The sequence below is a fragment of the Pantoea sp. JV6 genome (genome assembly GCF_025910055.1).
GTDB lineage: Bacteria > Pseudomonadota > Gammaproteobacteria > Enterobacterales > Enterobacteriaceae > Pantoea > Pantoea agglomerans.
The window spans coordinates 222,764-238,512 of sequence record NZ_JAPCIM010000020.1; the positions used below are offsets into that span (position 1 = coordinate 222,764).

The following is a 15,749-nucleotide window of genomic DNA, read 5'->3' on the forward strand; positions in this document are numbered from 1 at the left end:
GGGGTAGTGATCATGGCAGCAACACGTTTAACTTTATTAGCCGCAGCGCTGGCGCTGCTGGCATTTCGGGCTGATGCGGTCAATGTCACCGTGGCTTACCAGACCTCAGCTGAGCCGGCGAAAGTGGCGCAGGCTGACAACAGCTTTGCGAAAGAGAGCGGGGCCAGCGTTGACTGGCGCAAGTTTGACAGCGGCGCCGGGGTATTACGTGCGATGGCGTCCGGTGACGTCCAGATTGGCAATATCGGTTCCAGCCCGTTAGCGGTCGCGGCGGCGCAGAAGCTGCCGATTGAAGCCTTTTTACTCGCCTCTCAGCTGGGCAACTCTGAAGCGCTGGTGGTGAAGAAGAATATAACCACGCCCAAAGATTTAATTGGCAAGCGCATCGCGGTGCCGTTCATCTCTACCACCCACTACAGCCTGCTGGCTGCGCTGAAACACTGGGGCATCAAACCGTCACAGGTACAACTGATCAATCTGCAGCCGCCAGCGATTATCGCGGCCTGGCAGCGTGGCGACATTGATGGCGCTTACGTCTGGGCACCGGCGGTTAATGAGCTGGAAAAAGAGGGCAAGGTGTTAACCGACTCTGCGGAAGTGGGAAGCTGGGGATCGCCGACGCTGGATGTCTGGGTGGTACGCAAAGATTTTGCTCAGCAGCATCCGGAGATCGTGACTGCTTTTGCCCGCAGCGCGCTTGACGCGCAGCAGGCCTACCTGAACAGCCCCGACAGCTGGCTGAAACAGTCCGATAACCTCAGCAAACTCTCTCGCCTCAGCGGTGTGCCGGAAGCACAGGTGCCCGGTCTGGTGAAGGGCAATACCTACCTCACGGCGCAGCAGCAGGTTGAGCAACTGGGCAAACCGGTCAATAAAGCGATCGTCGATACCGCGCAGTTTCTAAAAGCACAGGGCCGGGTGCCGCAGGCGGATAACGACTACAGCAGCTATGTGACCTCCCGTTTCGTCGAGCCATTAGTTAAACCTTAAGGAGGCACTATGCTGCGCATCGCTCACCTTAATGCCCGTTATGCCGGACAGCCGGTGTTGCAGGATATCAATCTGCAGCTGGATAGCCATGAACTGCTGGTGGTGCTCGGCCCCTCCGGCTGCGGCAAAACCACACTGCTCAATCTGGTTGCCGGTTTCCTGCCGGTGGAGTCGGGCAGCATCACGCTGGATAACCAGCCGGTGACCGGGCCTGGTGCGGAGCGCGGCGTGGTGTTTCAGCATGAAGGATTACTGCCGTGGCGCAACGTGCTGGATAACGTCGCCTTTGGCCTGCAGCTGGCGGGGATGTCACGCCCGGATCGCGACGCGATTGCCCGCCGGTTAATCAGGCAGGTGGGGCTTGAAGGTGCGGAAAAGCGCGCCATCTGGCAGTTGTCCGGTGGTCAGCGTCAGCGGGTGGGCATTGCGCGCGCGCTGGCTACCGATCCACAACTGCTGCTGCTGGATGAGCCTTTCGGCGCACTGGATGCCTTTACCCGCGAGCAGATGCAAACCCTGCTGCTGACGCTGTGGCGCGACAGCGGTAAACAGATTCTGCTGATTACGCACGACATAGAAGAGGCGATTTTCCTCGCCAGCGAACTGATTCTGCTGTCGCCAGGACCGGGCCGCATCGTAGAGCGGCTGCGTCCTGGCTTTGGCCAGCGCTTTGCCGCAGGGGAGTCGTGCCGCAGTATCAAATCCGATCCGCAGTTTATCGCCCAGCGCGAGTATGTGCTGAGCCGGGTCTTTGATCAGCGGGAGGCGTTTGCATGAGTGCACTCATCAATGACAAGTCTCTGCCGGTGCGCCGTCGTTTGCGCTGGCCGTTTTCAACCGCCTTTACGCTGAGCATGCTGAGTCTCTCTCTGCTGTTGCTGCTCTGGTGGGGCGTGACCGCGCTGGGCCTGATTGCCCCGCTGTTCCTGCCGTCGCCGCAGCAGGTGTTAAGCAAGCTGCTGCTGATTGCCAGCGCGCAGGGCTTTATGGATGCCACGCTGTGGCAGCATCTGGCCGCCAGCCTGACACGAATGCTGATTGCGCTGACTGCCGCTGCCGCCATCGGTATTCCGGTAGGGATCCTGATGGGCCTCAGCCCGGTCGCTCGCGGGTTGCTCGATCCTCTGATTGAACTCTATCGCCCGATTCCGCCACTCGCCTATCTGCCATTAATGGTGATCTGGTTCGGCATTGGTGAAATCTCGAAAATCCTGCTGATCTATCTGGCGATTTTCGCGCCGGTGACGCTTTCCACCCTGGCCGGTGTGCGTAACACGCAGCAGGTCCGCCTTCGTGCGGCGCGCTCGCTGGGGGCTAACCGCTGGCAACTGCTGCGCTGGGTGATTCTGCCAGGCGCGTTGCCGGAGATCCTCACCGGTCTGCGCATCGGTCTGGGGGTTGGCTGGTCAACGCTGGTGGCCGCTGAGCTGATTGCTGCCACGCGGGGTCTGGGTTTTATGGTGCAGTCAGCAGGAGAATTCCTCGCCACCGATGTGGTGCTGGCGGGTATCGCGGTAATCGCCTTTATTGCTTTTAGCTTAGAACTCGGGCTCCGCGCGTTGCAGCGCCGTCTGACGCCCTGGAGTGGAGAACAATCATGAACGAACGTCTCAGTTTTACCCCGCTTGGCCCGTACATTGGCGCGCAGGTCTCAAACCTGGATGTGTCTCGCCCATTGAGTGATGCTCAGTTTGAGCAGCTTTATCATGGCCTGCTGCGTCATCAGGTGCTGTTTCTGCGTGACCAGAAAATAACGCCGGAACAGCACCGCGCGCTGGCAATCCGCTTTGGCGATCTGCATATCCATCCGGTCTATCCGCATGCGGAAGGCGTCGAGGAGATTATCGTGCTGGATACCCATCAGGATAATCCGCCGGATAATGACAACTGGCATACCGATGTCACCTTTATTGATACGCCACCAGCGATCGCCTTGCTGGCCTCGAAGGTGTTACCGGAGTCGGGGGGTGACACGCTCTGGACCAGCGGCATTGCGGCTTACGAAGCGCTCTCTGAACCCTTTAAGCAGCTGCTGGCAGGTCTCCATGCCGAGCATGATTTCAAAAAGTCATTCCAGGAGTATAAGTACCGCAAAACGGAGGAGGAGCATCAGCGCTGGCAGCAGGCGGTAGCAAAACATCCGCCGGTGCAGCATCCGGTCATCCGCACCCATCCGGTCAGCGGCAAAAAAGCGCTGTTTGTGAATGAGGGCTTTACCACGCGGATCGTCGATTTAAGCGAGAAAGAGAGTGATGCGGTGCTGGGCTTTCTGTTTGCGCACGCCACCAAACCGGAGTTTCAGGTGCGCTGGCGCTGGCAGCCAGACGATCTGGCTATCTGGGATAATCGGGTCACGCAGCATTATGCCAATGCTGACTATTATCCTGCCCGGCGCATTATGCAGCGGGCAACGGTGCTGGGCGATAAACCCCGTTAAAAGAGAATCTCCCCGCGAGCGGGGAGATTTTTTTATGAGGCCATAATCTGTTCGAGCTGTTCCTGCGCTTCCAGCCACGCCATCTCCACCTCTTCCAGCGCAGATTTGCTCTCCGCCTGACGCTGCAGCGCGGTGGTCAGGTCCGCTTTACGGCTCTGTTCATAGATAGCGCTGTCTGAGAGCTGAGCTTCGGCTTCGGCCAGCTGGCTCTGCCATTTGCTCATCTGCTTTTCCAGCTTCTCTATCTCTTTGCGCAGCGGTTGCGTCTGGGTGCGCAGTTCAGCATCACGACGCTTCTGGTCTTTACGCGCCTGGGCACTGTTGCCGTTATCCTGCTTCGGCGCGGCATCCTGTTGCGCCTGCTGCTTCTGCAGATCGCTCAGCCACTTCTGATAATCTTCGAGATCGCCTTCAAACACATCCACTTTGCCATCATGCACCAGATAGAGATCGTCGGTGGTCGCGCGCAGCAGATGTCGGTCGTGCGATACCACGACCAGCGCACCTTCGAAGTCGATCAACGCTTCGGTCAGCGCCTGGCGCATATCGAGATCGAGATGGTTGGTGGGTTCATCCAGCAGCAGCAGGTTAGGGCGCTGCCAGACAATCAGCGCCAGCACCAGTCGCGCTTTCTCTCCGCCGGAGAAACGCTCAGTGATTTCAGTGACTTTATCGCCGCGGAAATCGAAGCCGCCCAGATAGTCGCGCAGCTGCTGTTCCAGTACCTCAGGCGCAATACGCGACAGATGCTGCAGCGGTGACTCATCGGCCCGCAGATACTCCAGCTGATGCTGGGCGAAGTAACCGAGCTTGATCCCTTTCGCCAGACCCATCTTGCCGTCCATCGCCTCCAGCTCACCCGCCAGCAGCTTAATCAGGGTTGATTTACCGGCACCGTTACGTCCCAGCAGGCCGATGCGCGAGCCGGGGACCAGGTTGAGCTTGATGGCGTCGAGAATAATACGATCGCCATAACCCGCGGTGACCTTCTCCATCTTCATCAGCGGATTAGGCAGGTTCTCCGGCTTGCGGAAAGTGAAGCTGAACGGGTTATCGACATGGGCGGGCGCAATCATTTCCATGCGCTCCAGCATCTTGATGCGGCTCTGCGCCTGCTTCGCCTTGGTGGCCTGAGCGCGGAAGCGATCAATGTAGCTGTGCAGGTGCGCCACTTTCTCCTGCTGGCTCTCATACAGTGACTGCTGCTGAGCCAGTTTGGCGACGCGCTGCCGCTCAAAGGAGCTGTAGTTGCCGGTATATTCGAACATCGACTCCTGTTCGATATGAATAATTTTGTCGATGACGGGATCGAGGAAGTCACGATCGTGCGAGATCAGGATCAGCGTGCCTTCATAACTCTTCAGCCAGCGCTCCAGCCAGATCACCGCATCGAGATCGAGGTGGTTGGTCGGTTCATCCAGCAGCAGCAGATCGGAACGGCAAATCAGCGCCTGTGCCAGGTTGAGGCGCATGCGCCAGCCACCCGAGAAGTCGCTGACCGGGCGTTGCAACTGTTCCTGACTGAAGCCCAGACCATGCAGCAGGCTTGATGCGCGCGCATGGATGCTCCACGCCTGCACCGCATCCAGCTTGCCATGCAGCAGCGCGATGGCATTGCCATCGTCACGCAGATTGGCGTCCGCCAGTTCTGCTTCAAGCTGGCGAAACTGGCGATCGCCATCAATCACGTACTCCAGCGCGGCTTTATCCAGCGCAGGGGTTTCCTGATTCACCCAGGCCAGCGCCCAGTGAGTGGGGAAAGTGACGGTACCGGCATCGCTGGTGATTTCACCTTTTAACAGCGACAGCAGCGTGGATTTTCCACAGCCGTTTTTACCCACCAGCCCGACCTTCTGGCCGGGATTAATGGTGGCGGTGGCATTGTCGAGCAGGACGCGGATGCCGCGGCGAATTTGTAAGGCTGAGAAGACAATCATGTAAGCGCCGTATCGTCAGAATATGTTAATTTACTGGCAACATAATGAGATTTTGCTGCGTCGTGCATGGTAGCGGAAAACCGCACCAATGACGACGCTTTGGAGGGAAAGGATGTCGCAGCCACCCAGGGTTTTGCTGCTTTATGCTCATCCGGAATCACAGGATTCGATCGCCAATCGGATTCTGCTGCAGCCGGCTCAGGCACTGGAACACGTTACCGTGCACGATCTGTACGCAACCTATCCGGATTTTTTTATCGATATTCACCATGAACAACAGCTGCTGCGTGAACATGATGTCATCATTTTTCAGCATCCGCTCTATACCTATAGCTGTCCGGCGCTGCTGAAAGAGTGGCTGGACAGAGTTCTGTCGCGCGGTTTCGCCAATGGCGTGGATGGCAATGCGCTGGAAGGAAAGTACTGGCGCAGTGTCGTCACCACCGGAGAACCGGAAAGTGCCTTCAGACATCAGGGTCTGAACCGCTATTCGCTCAATGACATTATGCGTCCTTTTGAGCTGACCGCGCAGATGTGCCGTATGCACTGGATGCCGCCGATGATCGTCTACTGGGCGCGTCGTCAGAGTCCTGAATTAATGAAAAATTACGCCCGCGCCTATGGCGACTGGCTGGCGGCACCGCTGCCGAATGGAGGGGTATAGATGGAAGGGCAAACGCTGCTGACCGCCGGGGTGATTTATCTGGTCGCGGCGGTATTGATTGTACCGGTGGCGGCGCGCCTCGGTATTGGTGCAGTTCTGGGTTATCTGGTGGCGGGTATCGCTATCGGCCCGTGGGGATTAGGCTTTATCAGCGACGTCGACGAGATTCTGCACTTCTCTGAGCTCGGCGTGGTGTTCCTGATGTTTATTATCGGGCTGGAGCTGAACCCGGCAAAGCTGTGGGCGCTGCGCCGCTCCATTTTTGGCGTCGGCGCGGCGCAGGTGATCTTCTCAGCGGCGATTCTGGGCGGCTTATTGTGGCTGACCAACTTTAGCTGGCAGGCGGCGATCATTGGCGGGATTGGTCTGGCGATGTCCTCGACCGCCATGGCCCTGCAGCTGATGATGGATAAAGGCATGAACCGCAGCGAAGCGGGGCAACTGGGCTTTTCGGTGTTGCTGTTTCAGGATATCGCGGTGATCCCAGCCCTGGCGCTGATCCCGCTGCTGGCCGGAACCGACAGCGGTCATATCGACTGGATGAAGGTCGGCATGAAAGTACTGGCGTTTGCCGGCATGCTGGTAGGCGGACGCTATCTGCTGCGGCCTATCTTCCGTTACATCGCTGCATCGGGCGTGCGCGAAGTCTTTACCGCCGCTTCGCTGCTGCTGGTGCTGGGCTCCGCGCTGTTTATGGATGCGCTGGGTCTGTCGATGGCGCTGGGGACCTTTATTGCCGGGATCCTGCTGGCGGAGAGCGAGTACCGGCATGAGCTGGAAGTCGCCATCGACCCGTTTAAAGGTTTACTGCTGGGCCTGTTCTTTATTTCGGTTGGCATGGCGCTCAACCTCGGTGTGCTCTATACCCATATTGTGACCATCCTGCTGGGTGTCGTGACGCTGGTGGCGGTGAAAACGCTGGTGCTCTATCTGCTGGCGCGCATTTATGGCTTGCGCAGCTCTGAGCGGCAGCAGTTTGCTGGCGTGCTGAGTCAGGGGGGCGAGTTCGCCTTTGTGCTCTTTTCAGCGGCCTCTTCGGCAAAGCTGTTCTCTGGCGAACAACTGCCGATGCTGCTGGTGACGGTGACCCTGTCGATGATGACCACACCGCTGCTGATGAAGGGAATCGATCGTCTGCTGGCACGCCGCTTCAATGAGCCGGATGACGAGGCAGAGAAACACTTTGTCGAAGACGATCAGCCGCAGGTGATTGTGGTGGGCTTTGGTCGCTTCGGGCAGGTGGTGGGTCGTTTGCTGATGGCGAACAACAAACGCATCACCGTGCTTGAGCGCGACATCAGTGCAGTCAGTCTGATGCGGAAATATGGCTATAAGGTCTATTACGGCGACGCCACCGAACTGGAGTTGCTGCGGGCAGCTGGTGCGGCCAGCGCTCAGGCGATTGTGATCACCTGTAACGAGCCCGAAGATGTGATGACGATTGTACATCTGTGCCAGCAGCATTTTCCGCAGTTGCAGATTCAGGCGCGCGCCCGGGGCCGTGTAGAAGCGCATGAACTGCTTCAGGCGGGCGTCACGCAGTTCTCGCGTGAGACCTTCTCCAGTGCGCTGGAGCTGGGACGTAAAACGCTGATGACGCTGGGGATGCATCCGCATCAGGCGCACCGCGCCCAGCAGTATTTCCGCCATCTTGATATGCGGATGCTGCGCGAGCTGATGCCCAATCTCTCTGAAAGCGCGCAGGCTTCGCGCGTCCGTGAAGCGCGGCGTGAACTGGAAGATATCTTCCAGCGCGAAATGCAGCGCGAAAAGCGGCAGATCGACGGCTGGGACGATGATGAATAACCTCTTTAAACAGGCAGAAGCTAATGCGTAAACGTTTTATTGCTGGTGCGACATGCCCGCACTGCCAGGAGAAGGACACGCTGGCAATGTGGCGTGAAAATAATGTCGATGTGGTGGAGTGCGTGAAGTGTGGTCACCAGATGCGTGAGGCCGATAAGCAGGCGCGCGATCAGGTTCGCACTAATGAGCAGGTTATCGGTATTTTTCATCCTGAGTAGCGGAATGGCGCAGCTTTTTTTACGCCTGGACTTACAGCGGGATTGAATTCCGTTACAATTGTCGCCATTAACGCTGTAGTCGCAAGAGAAAGTGAAAACCCTCTTGTACTCAGCCCCGAACCTTTCTGGTTGGTGTTATTGCACGAAAGAATAGACCAATGAGACGGGATCTCAGCTCTCAACGGTTAGGAGATATCATGAAAGTAGCAAAAGACCTGGTGGTAAGCCTGGCCTATCAGGTACGTACAGAAGACGGCGTGTTAGTTGACGAGTCACCGGTGAGTGCACCGTTAGACTACCTGCACGGTCATGGTTCCCTGATTTCTGGTCTGGAAAATGCGCTGGAAAACCACATTGCCGGCGACAAGTTTGACGTGCATATCCCGGCAAACGATGCCTACGGTCAGTATGACGATAACCTGGTGCAGCGCGTTCCTAAAGACGTCTTCATGGGCGTTGACGAACTGCAGGTTGGCATGCGCTTCCTGGCAGAAACCGATCAGGGCCCGGTACCGGTAGAAATCACCGAAGTGGAAGATGATCACGTCGTGGTTGATGGTAACCACATGCTGGCGGGTCAGAACCTGAACTTCAACGTTGAAGTGGTTGCTATCCGCGAAGCCACGCCGGAAGAACTGGCTCATGGCCACGTTCACGGTGCAGATGGCCATCATCATGACCACGATCACGGCCATGATCACGACCACGACCATGATCAGGGTAAAGGCGGTTGTGGCACTGGCGGCTGCGGCTGCAGCCACTAAGTCTCAACAGACCTTTCAAGGCCACCCTCGGGTGGCCTTTCTTTTGTCGCGTATTCTGGTTCTGCCCGGGTAAGCCGGGGCCAGATAGCCCGCGATCAGTAGTGCGGTGGTGGCGTCTCTTCAGATTGTGAGGCGACGATCGATGGCGCATTCGCTTTGAGCTTGTCGGTTAAAATGCGCATCTGCTCACGCATCTTATTCATCTCCAGCTCGTGCTGAACGACCGCGCTGTTCAGCTGATCGATAGTCATCTCCTGAAAGGCCAGTTTGCTCTCCAGCGTCTCCAGACGCTGTTCCCACTCAGATTGTTGCATGACCTGTTCCTCTGTTAAGGTGCGACTCGGGGCGTGATTCTACGATCTGAATGCCAGGAATCACCTGTTTTTTTCACGCCCGGAGGCGTTGCGCTTGAAAAAAGGCAGCGCGGCATCATCTCTGATGAAACTTCCCGATGTTATAAAGGTCGGAGGTTAACCGGGTAATTACATTGTGGGAGTGTTCGACACTGCCACGTAAAGTTATAGTGTGGACCCTGAAGTCCGCAATGTTTCCCGAGGTTAGACGCTTCGGTTTTGGAGAATGGATGAAATCACTGTTTAAAGTCACATTGTTAGCTACCACCATGGCTGTTGCGCTGAATGCTCCGCTGGCAATGGCGGCAGATACCGCTGCGGCGCCACAGGCTGCACCAGCCGCCGCGCCACAGTCTGCGCCTCAGGCACCGAAAAATGCTGCCTTCAAAGATGAAGACCAGCAGTCTGCCTACGCGCTGGGTGCTTCGCTGGGTCGCTACATGGACAACTCCCTGAAGGAGCAGGAAAAACTGGGCATCAAACTGGATAAGCAGCAGCTGATCGCTGGTGTTCAGGATGCATTTGGTGGCAAAAGCAAACTCTCTGATGAAGAGATTGAGCAGACGCTGCAATCCTTTGAAGGCCGCGTGAAAGGCGCAGCCTCAGCGAAAATGGAAAAAGATGCGAAAGAGAACTCTGAAAAGGGCGAAGCTTACGCAACCAAATTTGCTAAAGAGAGCGGCGTGAAGAAAACCGAAAGCGGCCTGCTGTATAAAGTTGAGAAAGAGGGTACCGGCGATGCACCTAAAGACAGCGATACTGTAGTAGTAAACTACAAAGGTACGCTGATTGACGGTACTGAATTCGACAACTCTTATACCCGTGGCGAGCCACTTTCATTCCGTCTGGATGGTGTCATCCCGGGCTGGACTGAAGGTCTGAAGCACGTGAAGAAAGGCGGCAAGATCAAGCTGGTGATCCCACCAAATCTGGCTTACGGCAAAAATGGCGTTCCGGGCATCCCGGCTAACTCCACCCTGGTGTTTGATGTCGAGCTGCTTGATATCAAACCAGCGCCAAAGGCAGATGAAAAAGCACAGGCTCCTGCGCCTGCTGCTGCAGAAAAAGCGCAGTAATCTGCTGACCGCCGCCTCCGGGCGGCGGTTTCATTTCGGCTTCACGACAAACCTCTGGCATAAGCCGACGACATTTGCCAGACTAATGCCTGCCTAATTATCCCAATATTGAGTCTGCCCATAAGCCGCTGTGACAGGCTCCAGCCATTCAGGGTGATACTCTTCAATGTCTAATCCATTCAATCCGGGTGAACTGAGCGACTTCGATCTTCTGGAGCAGCGCCCGTTCGAACAAAGTGATTACGATATTCTGAAATCGTACGAGGCTGTCGTAGATGGCCTGGCGATGTTGATCGGTTCGCATTGTGAAATTGTCCTGCATTCGCTTGAAGATCTTAAGTGTTCGGCCGTGCGTATCGCTAATGGTGAACACACTGGACGTAAAGTCGGTTCGCCTATTACCGATTTAGCCCTGCGTATGCTGCATGATATGCATGGCGCGGACAGTAATGTCTCCCGTGCCTACTTCACACGTGCCAAAAGCGGCGTGCTGATGAAATCGGTCACGATTGCGATTCGTAACCGTCAGCAGCGGGTCATTGGCTTGCTCTGCATCAACATGAACCTTGATGTGCCGTTCTCACAGATCATGTCGACCTTTATGCCGCCCGAGATGCAGCAGGTTGACTCCAACGTCAACTTCGCCAGTTCGGTAGACGATCTGGTGATGCAGACGCTGGAGTTCACCATTGAAGAGGTGAGTGCTGACCGTAATGTATCGAACAACGCCAAGAATCGTCAGATTGTGCTGAACCTGTATGAGAAGGGGATCTTCGACATCAAGGATGCCATCAACCAGGTGGCCGATCGGCTGAATATTTCCAAACACACCGTCTATCTCTATATCCGTCAGTTTAAAAATGGCGACTTCCAGGGGCAGGAGCGGTAATGCGTTACACCCTGCTGGTCACCGGCCCGGCTTACGGTACGCAACAGGCGACCAGTGCCTGGCTGTTTGCCTGCGCACTGCTGACGGCAGGCCATCAGCTTGACAGTGTTTTCTTCTATCGCGAAGGGGTGCTGAACGCTAACCAACTGACGTCGCCCGCCAGTGATGAGTTTGATCTGGTGCGCGCATGGCAGACATTGCATCAGGAGCAGGGTGTGGCACTGAATATTTGTGTGGCGGCCGCGCTGCGTCGTGGCGTCAGCGACCAGCAGGAAGCGGCACGACTCCAGCTGGCGGGCAGTAACCTGCAGCCGGGCTTTACCCTGAGCGGGCTGGGCGCGCTGGCGGAAGCGGCGCTGAGCTGTGAACGCATGGTGCAGTTCTGATGAATCGGGTCGCGTTTGTCTTTACCCGGGCGCCGCACGGCAGCAGCGCAGGACGTGAGGGGCTGGATGCCGCGCTGGCCACGGGCGCGCTCAGTGAGGATATCGGCCTGTTTTTTATCGGTGATGGCGTGCTGCAGCTTAATCTGCACCAGCAACCTGAGACGATTAAGAGCCGTCACTATGCCGCGACCTTTGGCGTGCTGGCACTATATGAGATTGAACACTGCTATCTCTGCCGGACATCGCTGATAGCGCGTGGATTAGAGGTTGACGCTGACCGGTTGCTGGATGTTACGCTACTGGACGCGCCGGCACTGCGACAGACGCTGGCCAGCTACGATCGCATTCTTACTTTTTAAGAGACGTTAATGCTGCATACGTTACTGCACTCACCGGCACACTGTGACCTTGAGAGCCTGCTTTTAATGGCGGGTGCGGGTGATGACCTGCTGCTGTTGCAGGATGGCGTGCTGGCCGCTTTAGCTGGCAGCCACGCATTGATGCGACTGTCAGAGAGCGAAGCGACGCTCTGGGTGCTGGACGAAGATGTCCAGGCTCGCGGTCTCGCTGGACAAATTTCGACCCGTGTGCAGTCAGTAGACTATACTGGGTTTGTCACGCTAACGATCAGGCATCAGCAACAAATGGTCTGGTAATCGGCTAAAACCTGGTTATTTCTTGACACCCCTTTGACTCAGCCCTAAAATTCTGCCTCCTCGTAATTCTACGAGGCGATTTATTACGTGTTTACGAAGCAAAAGCAAATCCAGGAGCTATTTAATGGCAACAGTTAACCAGCTGGTTCGCAAACCACGCGTCCGCAAAGTTGCAAAGAGCAACGTGCCGGCGCTGGAAGCTTGCCCGCAAAAACGTGGCGTTTGTACTCGTGTGTACACCACCACTCCTAAGAAACCAAACTCCGCACTGCGTAAAGTCTGCCGTGTGCGTTTGACCAACGGTTTTGAAGTTACCTCCTACATTGGTGGTGAAGGTCATAACCTGCAGGAACACTCCGTGATCCTGATCCGTGGCGGTCGTGTAAAAGACCTGCCAGGTGTGCGTTACCACACCGTTCGTGGCGCGCTTGACTGCTCAGGTGTTAAAGACCGTAAGCAGGCTCGCTCCAAGTACGGCGTGAAGAAGCCAAAGGCTTAATGGTTCTCCGTTAAGTAAGGCCAAACGTTTTAAATTAAATGTCATAATAAACTCATAGAGTTTTGGACAATCCTGAATTAACAACGGAGTATTTCCATGCCACGTCGTCGCGTCATTGGTCAGCGTAAAATTCTGCCAGATCCTAAGTTCGGATCAGAGCTGCTGGCCAAATTTGTAAATATCCTGATGGTAGATGGTAAAAAATCTACTGCAGAATCAATCGTTTATACCGCGCTTGAGACCCTGGCTCAGCGTTCAGGTAAAAACGCGCTGGAATCTTTTGAAGTAGCCCTGGAAAACGTGCGTCCGACTGTCGAAGTTAAGTCACGTCGCGTTGGTGGTTCTACTTATCAGGTACCAGTAGAAGTCCGTCCGGTTCGTCGTAATGCTCTGGCAATGCGCTGGATCGTAGATGCTGCTCGTAAACGCGGTGATAAATCAATGGCTCTTCGCCTGGCGAACGAACTTTCTGATGCTGCAGAGAACAAAGGTACAGCAGTTAAGAAACGTGAAGACGTTCACCGCATGGCAGAAGCCAACAAGGCGTTCGCACACTACCGTTGGTAATCACCACGTAGTTGTTAAACCAGCGGGCGCTCAATCAGCCAACCCGCTGGGGTCGACTTACCTTGAACGTCCGAGAATCAGAGGAATCAAATGGCTCGTAAAACACCCATTGCCCGCTACCGTAATATCGGTATCAGTGCGCACATCGACGCCGGTAAGACTACCACTACCGAACGCGTTCTGTTCTACACCGGTGTAAACCACAAAATCGGTGAAGTACATGACGGCGCAGCAACCATGGACTGGATGGAGCAGGAACAGGAACGTGGTATTACCATCACCTCCGCTGCGACCACCTGTTACTGGTCTGGTATGGCCAAGCAGTTTGAACCACACCACGTAAACATTATCGACACCCCAGGACACGTTGACTTCACCATCGAAGTTGAACGTTCTATGCGTGTGCTTGATGGCGCGGTAATGGTTTACTGTGCAGTTGGTGGCGTTCAGCCACAGTCTGAGACCGTATGGCGTCAGGCTAACAAATATAAAGTTCCACGCATTGCGTTCGTTAACAAAATGGACCGCATGGGTGCTAACTTCCTGAAAGTTGTTAAACAGATGGAAGTTCGTCTGGGCGCAACTCCAGTTCCTCTGCAGCTGGCTATCGGCGCAGAAGAGAAATTCACCGGTGTTGTTGACCTGGTGAAAATGAAAGCAATCAACTGGAACGACGCAGACCAGGGTGTAACCTTCGTCTACGAAGATATCCCAGCTGATATGCAGGAACTGGCTGAAGAATGGCATGCGAAGCTGGTTGAAGCCGCTGCTGAAGGCTCTGATGAGCTGATGGAGAAATTCTTCGGTGGTGAAGAACTGACTGAAGAAGAGATCAAAACATCTCTGCGTAAGCGTGTTCTGAACAACGAAATTATCCTGGTAACCTGTGGTTCTGCATTTAAGAACAAAGGTGTTCAGGCGATGCTGGATGCAGTTGTTGAATATCTGCCAGCACCGACTGACGTTACCGCGATCAACGGTATGCTGGACGACGGTAAAGACACGCCGGCTGTTCGTCACTCTGATGACAACGAGCCGTTTGCTGCACTGGCGTTCAAAATCGCTACCGACCCGTTCGTGGGTAACTTAACCTTCTTCCGCGTTTACTCTGGTGTTGTTAACACGGGTGACACCGTGTTCAACCCGGTTAAGTCAAACCGTGAGCGTCTGGGCCGTATCGTTCAGATGCACGCTAACAAGCGTGAAGAGATTAAAGAAGTTCGTGCGGGTGATATCGCAGCTGCGATCGGCCTGAAAGATGTGACCACTGGTGACACCCTGTGTGACCCAGATAACGTCATCATCCTTGAGCGCATGGAGTTCCCGGAGCCGGTAATCTCTATCGCCGTTGAGCCAAAAACCAAAGCTGACCAGGAAAAAATGGGTCTGGCTCTGGGCCGTCTGGCAAAAGAAGACCCATCATTCCGCGTATGGACTGATGAAGAATCTAACCAGACCATCATCGCCGGTATGGGTGAATTGCACCTCGACATCATCGTTGACCGTATGAAGCGTGAGTTCAACGTTGAAGCAAACGTGGGTAAACCACAGGTTGCTTACCGTGAAGCGATTCGCAACAAAGTTACCGATGTTGAAGGTAAACACGCCAAGCAGTCTGGTGGTCGTGGTCAGTATGGTCATGTTGTTATCGACATGTACCCACTGGAGCCAGGTTCGAACCCGAAAGGCTACGAATTTGTCAACGACATCAAAGGTGGTGTGATTCCTGGTGAATACATCCCTGCGGTTGACAAAGGTATCCAGGAGCAGCTGAAATCAGGCCCTCTGGCTGGTTACCCGGTTGTGGATCTGGGCGTGCGTCTGCACTTCGGTTCTTACCACGATGTCGACTCCTCAGAACTGGCGTTTAAACTGGCCGCGTCTCTTGCCTTCAAACAAGGCTTTAAACAAGCGACACCTGTTCTGCTTGAGCCTATCATGAAGGTTGAAGTTGAAACGCCAGAAGAGAACACGGGTGATGTCATCGGTGACCTTAGCCGTCGTCGTGGTATGCTCAAAGGGCAGGAATCTAACGCTACTGGCGTTCAGATTCACGCTGAAGTTCCGTTGTCTGAGATGTTCGGATACGCAACTCAGCTGCGTTCTCTGACCAAAGGTCGTGCTTCTTACTCCATGGAGTTCCTGAAGTATGACGATGCGCCAAACAACGTAGCGCAGGCCGTTATTGAAGCTCGTAGCAAATAAGCTACGGTTTAAATTTGAACTGATGCCTTCACCCAGATGGTGAAGGCACAACGTAAGGAATTATCGCCATGGCGAAAGAGCAATTTCAGCGTAACAAACTGCACGTAAACGTGGGCACCATCGGTCACGTCGACCACGGTAAAACCACCCTGACTGCAGCTATCACCACCGTACTGTCTAAAACTTACGGCGGCCAGGCTCGTGCATTCGATCAGATCGATAACGCACCAGAAGAGAAAGCACGTGGTATCACCATCAACACTTCACACGTTGAGTATGAAACCCCGACTCGCCACTATGCG

General features: G+C 55.2%; 19 protein-coding genes. 17 read left to right on the plus strand and 2 right to left on the minus strand.

What is annotated here, in order from left to right:
* Window positions 1-12 precede the first annotated feature (12 nt).
* Genes tauA through tauD form a run of 4 tightly spaced genes read left to right on the plus strand, consistent with a single transcriptional unit; the run spans window position 13 to window position 3,427 of the window.
* Window positions 13-990 carry a taurine ABC transporter substrate-binding protein gene (gene tauA, locus OK412_RS19520; RefSeq protein ID WP_264353463.1) on the plus strand — a complete coding sequence of 326 codons (978 nt, stop codon included), beginning with the start codon at window positions 13-15 and terminating at the stop codon, window positions 988-990.
* A gap of 9 nt (window positions 991-999) precedes the next feature.
* Window positions 1,000-1,767, plus strand: a complete 768-nt coding sequence (tauB, locus tag OK412_RS19525; RefSeq protein ID WP_010671580.1) for a taurine ABC transporter ATP-binding subunit — start codon at window positions 1,000-1,002, stop codon at window positions 1,765-1,767.
* Complete coding sequence (gene tauC, locus OK412_RS19530; RefSeq protein ID WP_264353464.1) at window positions 1,764-2,591, plus strand: taurine ABC transporter permease TauC; 828 nt, start codon at window positions 1,764-1,766, stop codon at window positions 2,589-2,591. Before tauB ends, tauC begins: the two co-directional genes overlap by 4 nt.
* Window positions 2,588-3,427, plus strand: coding sequence for a taurine dioxygenase (gene tauD / locus OK412_RS19535; RefSeq protein WP_010253043.1), 840 nt, complete (start codon window positions 2,588-2,590; stop codon window positions 3,425-3,427). The genes tauC and tauD overlap by 4 nt, the downstream gene beginning before the upstream one ends.
* A 32-nt stretch (window positions 3,428-3,459) precedes the next feature.
* On the opposite strand, the gene OK412_RS19540 is transcribed toward tauD, so the two are convergent.
* On the minus strand, window positions 3,460-5,364 hold the full coding sequence (locus OK412_RS19540; RefSeq protein WP_010671582.1) for an ABC transporter ATP-binding protein: 1,905 nt from the start codon (window positions 5,362-5,364) through the stop codon (window positions 3,460-3,462).
* A gap of 112 nt (window positions 5,365-5,476) precedes the next feature.
* Here OK412_RS19540 and kefG point away from each other — a divergent pair, with 112 nt between their 5' ends.
* The 4 genes from kefG (at window position 5,477) to slyD (ending at window position 8,816) form a co-directional block, all read left to right on the plus strand.
* Window positions 5,477-6,028 carry a glutathione-regulated potassium-efflux system ancillary protein KefG gene (gene kefG, locus OK412_RS19545; protein ID WP_010253037.1) on the plus strand — a complete coding sequence of 184 codons (552 nt, stop codon included), beginning with the start codon at window positions 5,477-5,479 and terminating at the stop codon, window positions 6,026-6,028.
* Window positions 6,029-7,834: a glutathione-regulated potassium-efflux system protein KefB gene (gene kefB, locus OK412_RS19550; protein ID WP_191921927.1), complete on the plus strand. Its 1,806-nt coding sequence runs from the start codon at window positions 6,029-6,031 to the stop codon at window positions 7,832-7,834. It abuts the gene before it with no gap.
* Window positions 7,835-7,857: 23 nt separating this feature from the next.
* The gene (locus OK412_RS19555; RefSeq protein WP_010253033.1) at window positions 7,858-8,052 is read left to right on the plus strand and encodes a YheV family putative zinc ribbon protein; all 195 of its coding nucleotides are present in this window, start codon (window positions 7,858-7,860) and stop codon (window positions 8,050-8,052) included.
* 197 nt (window positions 8,053-8,249) lie between these two features.
* A complete protein-coding gene (slyD, locus tag OK412_RS19560; RefSeq protein WP_010671583.1) occupies window positions 8,250-8,816 on the plus strand; it encodes a peptidylprolyl isomerase in 567 nt (188 codons plus the stop codon).
* Between the two features lie 95 nt (window positions 8,817-8,911).
* Here slyD and OK412_RS19565 read toward each other — a convergent pair whose 3' ends face one another.
* Window positions 8,912-9,130 carry a SlyX family protein gene (locus tag OK412_RS19565; protein ID WP_010253031.1) on the minus strand — a complete coding sequence of 73 codons (219 nt, stop codon included), beginning with the start codon at window positions 9,128-9,130 and terminating at the stop codon, window positions 8,912-8,914.
* Between the two features lie 269 nt (window positions 9,131-9,399).
* On the opposite strand from OK412_RS19565, the gene fkpA reads away from it, so the two are divergent.
* The 9 genes from fkpA to OK412_RS19610 all read left to right on the plus strand — a co-directional run.
* On the plus strand, window positions 9,400-10,245 hold the full coding sequence (gene fkpA / locus OK412_RS19570; RefSeq protein ID WP_010253030.1) for an FKBP-type peptidyl-prolyl cis-trans isomerase: 846 nt from the start codon (window positions 9,400-9,402) through the stop codon (window positions 10,243-10,245).
* 166 nt (window positions 10,246-10,411) lie between these two features.
* Complete coding sequence (locus OK412_RS19575) at window positions 10,412-11,134, plus strand: transcriptional regulator (protein WP_010253029.1); 723 nt, start codon at window positions 10,412-10,414, stop codon at window positions 11,132-11,134.
* Window positions 11,134-11,520 carry a sulfurtransferase complex subunit TusD gene (gene tusD / locus OK412_RS19580; RefSeq protein WP_010671584.1) on the plus strand — a complete coding sequence of 129 codons (387 nt, stop codon included), beginning with the start codon at window positions 11,134-11,136 and terminating at the stop codon, window positions 11,518-11,520. The genes OK412_RS19575 and tusD overlap by 1 nt, the downstream gene beginning before the upstream one ends.
* A complete protein-coding gene (tusC, locus tag OK412_RS19585) occupies window positions 11,520-11,879 on the plus strand; it encodes a sulfurtransferase complex subunit TusC (RefSeq protein ID WP_010253027.1) in 360 nt (119 codons plus the stop codon). Before tusD ends, tusC begins: the two co-directional genes overlap by 1 nt.
* A 9-nt stretch (window positions 11,880-11,888) precedes the next feature.
* On the plus strand, window positions 11,889-12,176 hold the full coding sequence (gene tusB, locus OK412_RS19590; RefSeq protein WP_010253026.1) for a sulfurtransferase complex subunit TusB: 288 nt from the start codon (window positions 11,889-11,891) through the stop codon (window positions 12,174-12,176).
* 124 nt (window positions 12,177-12,300) lie between these two features.
* Entirely contained in the window at window positions 12,301-12,675 is a 375-nt protein-coding gene (gene rpsL / locus OK412_RS19595; RefSeq protein WP_003852912.1) for a 30S ribosomal protein S12, read from the plus strand.
* Between the two features lie 96 nt (window positions 12,676-12,771).
* Window positions 12,772-13,242, plus strand: a complete 471-nt coding sequence (rpsG, locus tag OK412_RS19600) for a 30S ribosomal protein S7 (RefSeq protein WP_003852909.1) — start codon at window positions 12,772-12,774, stop codon at window positions 13,240-13,242.
* 90 nt (window positions 13,243-13,332) lie between these two features.
* Entirely contained in the window at window positions 13,333-15,447 is a 2,115-nt protein-coding gene (gene fusA / locus OK412_RS19605) for an elongation factor G (RefSeq protein ID WP_010253020.1), read from the plus strand.
* A 68-nt stretch (window positions 15,448-15,515) separates the two neighbouring features.
* The coding region (locus OK412_RS19610) for a GTP-binding protein (protein WP_229518746.1) at window positions 15,516-15,749 on the plus strand (234 nt) is incomplete at its 3' end.

Excerpts from the sequence above, each read along its gene's own strand:
- rpsL (WP_003852912.1), top strand. The coding sequence starts at position 12,301 with ATGGCAACAGTTAACCAGCTGGTTCGCAAACCACGCGTCCGCAAAGTT.
- tusB (WP_010253026.1), top strand. The coding sequence starts at position 11,889 with ATGCTGCATACGTTACTGCACTCACCGGCACACTGTGACCTTGAGAGC.
- rpsG (WP_003852909.1), top strand. The coding sequence starts at position 12,772 with ATGCCACGTCGTCGCGTCATTGGTCAGCGTAAAATTCTGCCAGATCCT.
- tauB (WP_010671580.1), top strand. The coding sequence starts at position 1,000 with ATGCTGCGCATCGCTCACCTTAATGCCCGTTATGCCGGACAGCCGGTG.
- kefG (WP_010253037.1), top strand. The coding sequence starts at position 5,477 with ATGTCGCAGCCACCCAGGGTTTTGCTGCTTTATGCTCATCCGGAATCA.
- tusD (WP_010671584.1), top strand. The coding sequence starts at position 11,134 with ATGCGTTACACCCTGCTGGTCACCGGCCCGGCTTACGGTACGCAACAG.
- OK412_RS19540 (WP_010671582.1), bottom strand. The coding sequence starts at position 5,364 with ATGATTGTCTTCTCAGCCTTACAAATTCGCCGCGGCATCCGCGTCCTG.
- OK412_RS19575 (WP_010253029.1), top strand. The coding sequence starts at position 10,412 with ATGTCTAATCCATTCAATCCGGGTGAACTGAGCGACTTCGATCTTCTG.
- tauA (WP_264353463.1), top strand. The coding sequence starts at position 13 with ATGGCAGCAACACGTTTAACTTTATTAGCCGCAGCGCTGGCGCTGCTG.
- OK412_RS19565 (WP_010253031.1), bottom strand. The coding sequence starts at position 9,130 with ATGCAACAATCTGAGTGGGAACAGCGTCTGGAGACGCTGGAGAGCAAA.
- tusC (WP_010253027.1), top strand. The coding sequence starts at position 11,520 with ATGAATCGGGTCGCGTTTGTCTTTACCCGGGCGCCGCACGGCAGCAGC.
- tauC (WP_264353464.1), top strand. The coding sequence starts at position 1,764 with ATGAGTGCACTCATCAATGACAAGTCTCTGCCGGTGCGCCGTCGTTTG.
- fusA (WP_010253020.1), top strand. The coding sequence starts at position 13,333 with ATGGCTCGTAAAACACCCATTGCCCGCTACCGTAATATCGGTATCAGT.
- fkpA (WP_010253030.1), top strand. The coding sequence starts at position 9,400 with ATGAAATCACTGTTTAAAGTCACATTGTTAGCTACCACCATGGCTGTT.
- tauD (WP_010253043.1), top strand. The coding sequence starts at position 2,588 with ATGAACGAACGTCTCAGTTTTACCCCGCTTGGCCCGTACATTGGCGCG.
- slyD (WP_010671583.1), top strand. The coding sequence starts at position 8,250 with ATGAAAGTAGCAAAAGACCTGGTGGTAAGCCTGGCCTATCAGGTACGT.
- kefB (WP_191921927.1), top strand. The coding sequence starts at position 6,029 with ATGGAAGGGCAAACGCTGCTGACCGCCGGGGTGATTTATCTGGTCGCG.
- OK412_RS19555 (WP_010253033.1), top strand. The coding sequence starts at position 7,858 with ATGCGTAAACGTTTTATTGCTGGTGCGACATGCCCGCACTGCCAGGAG.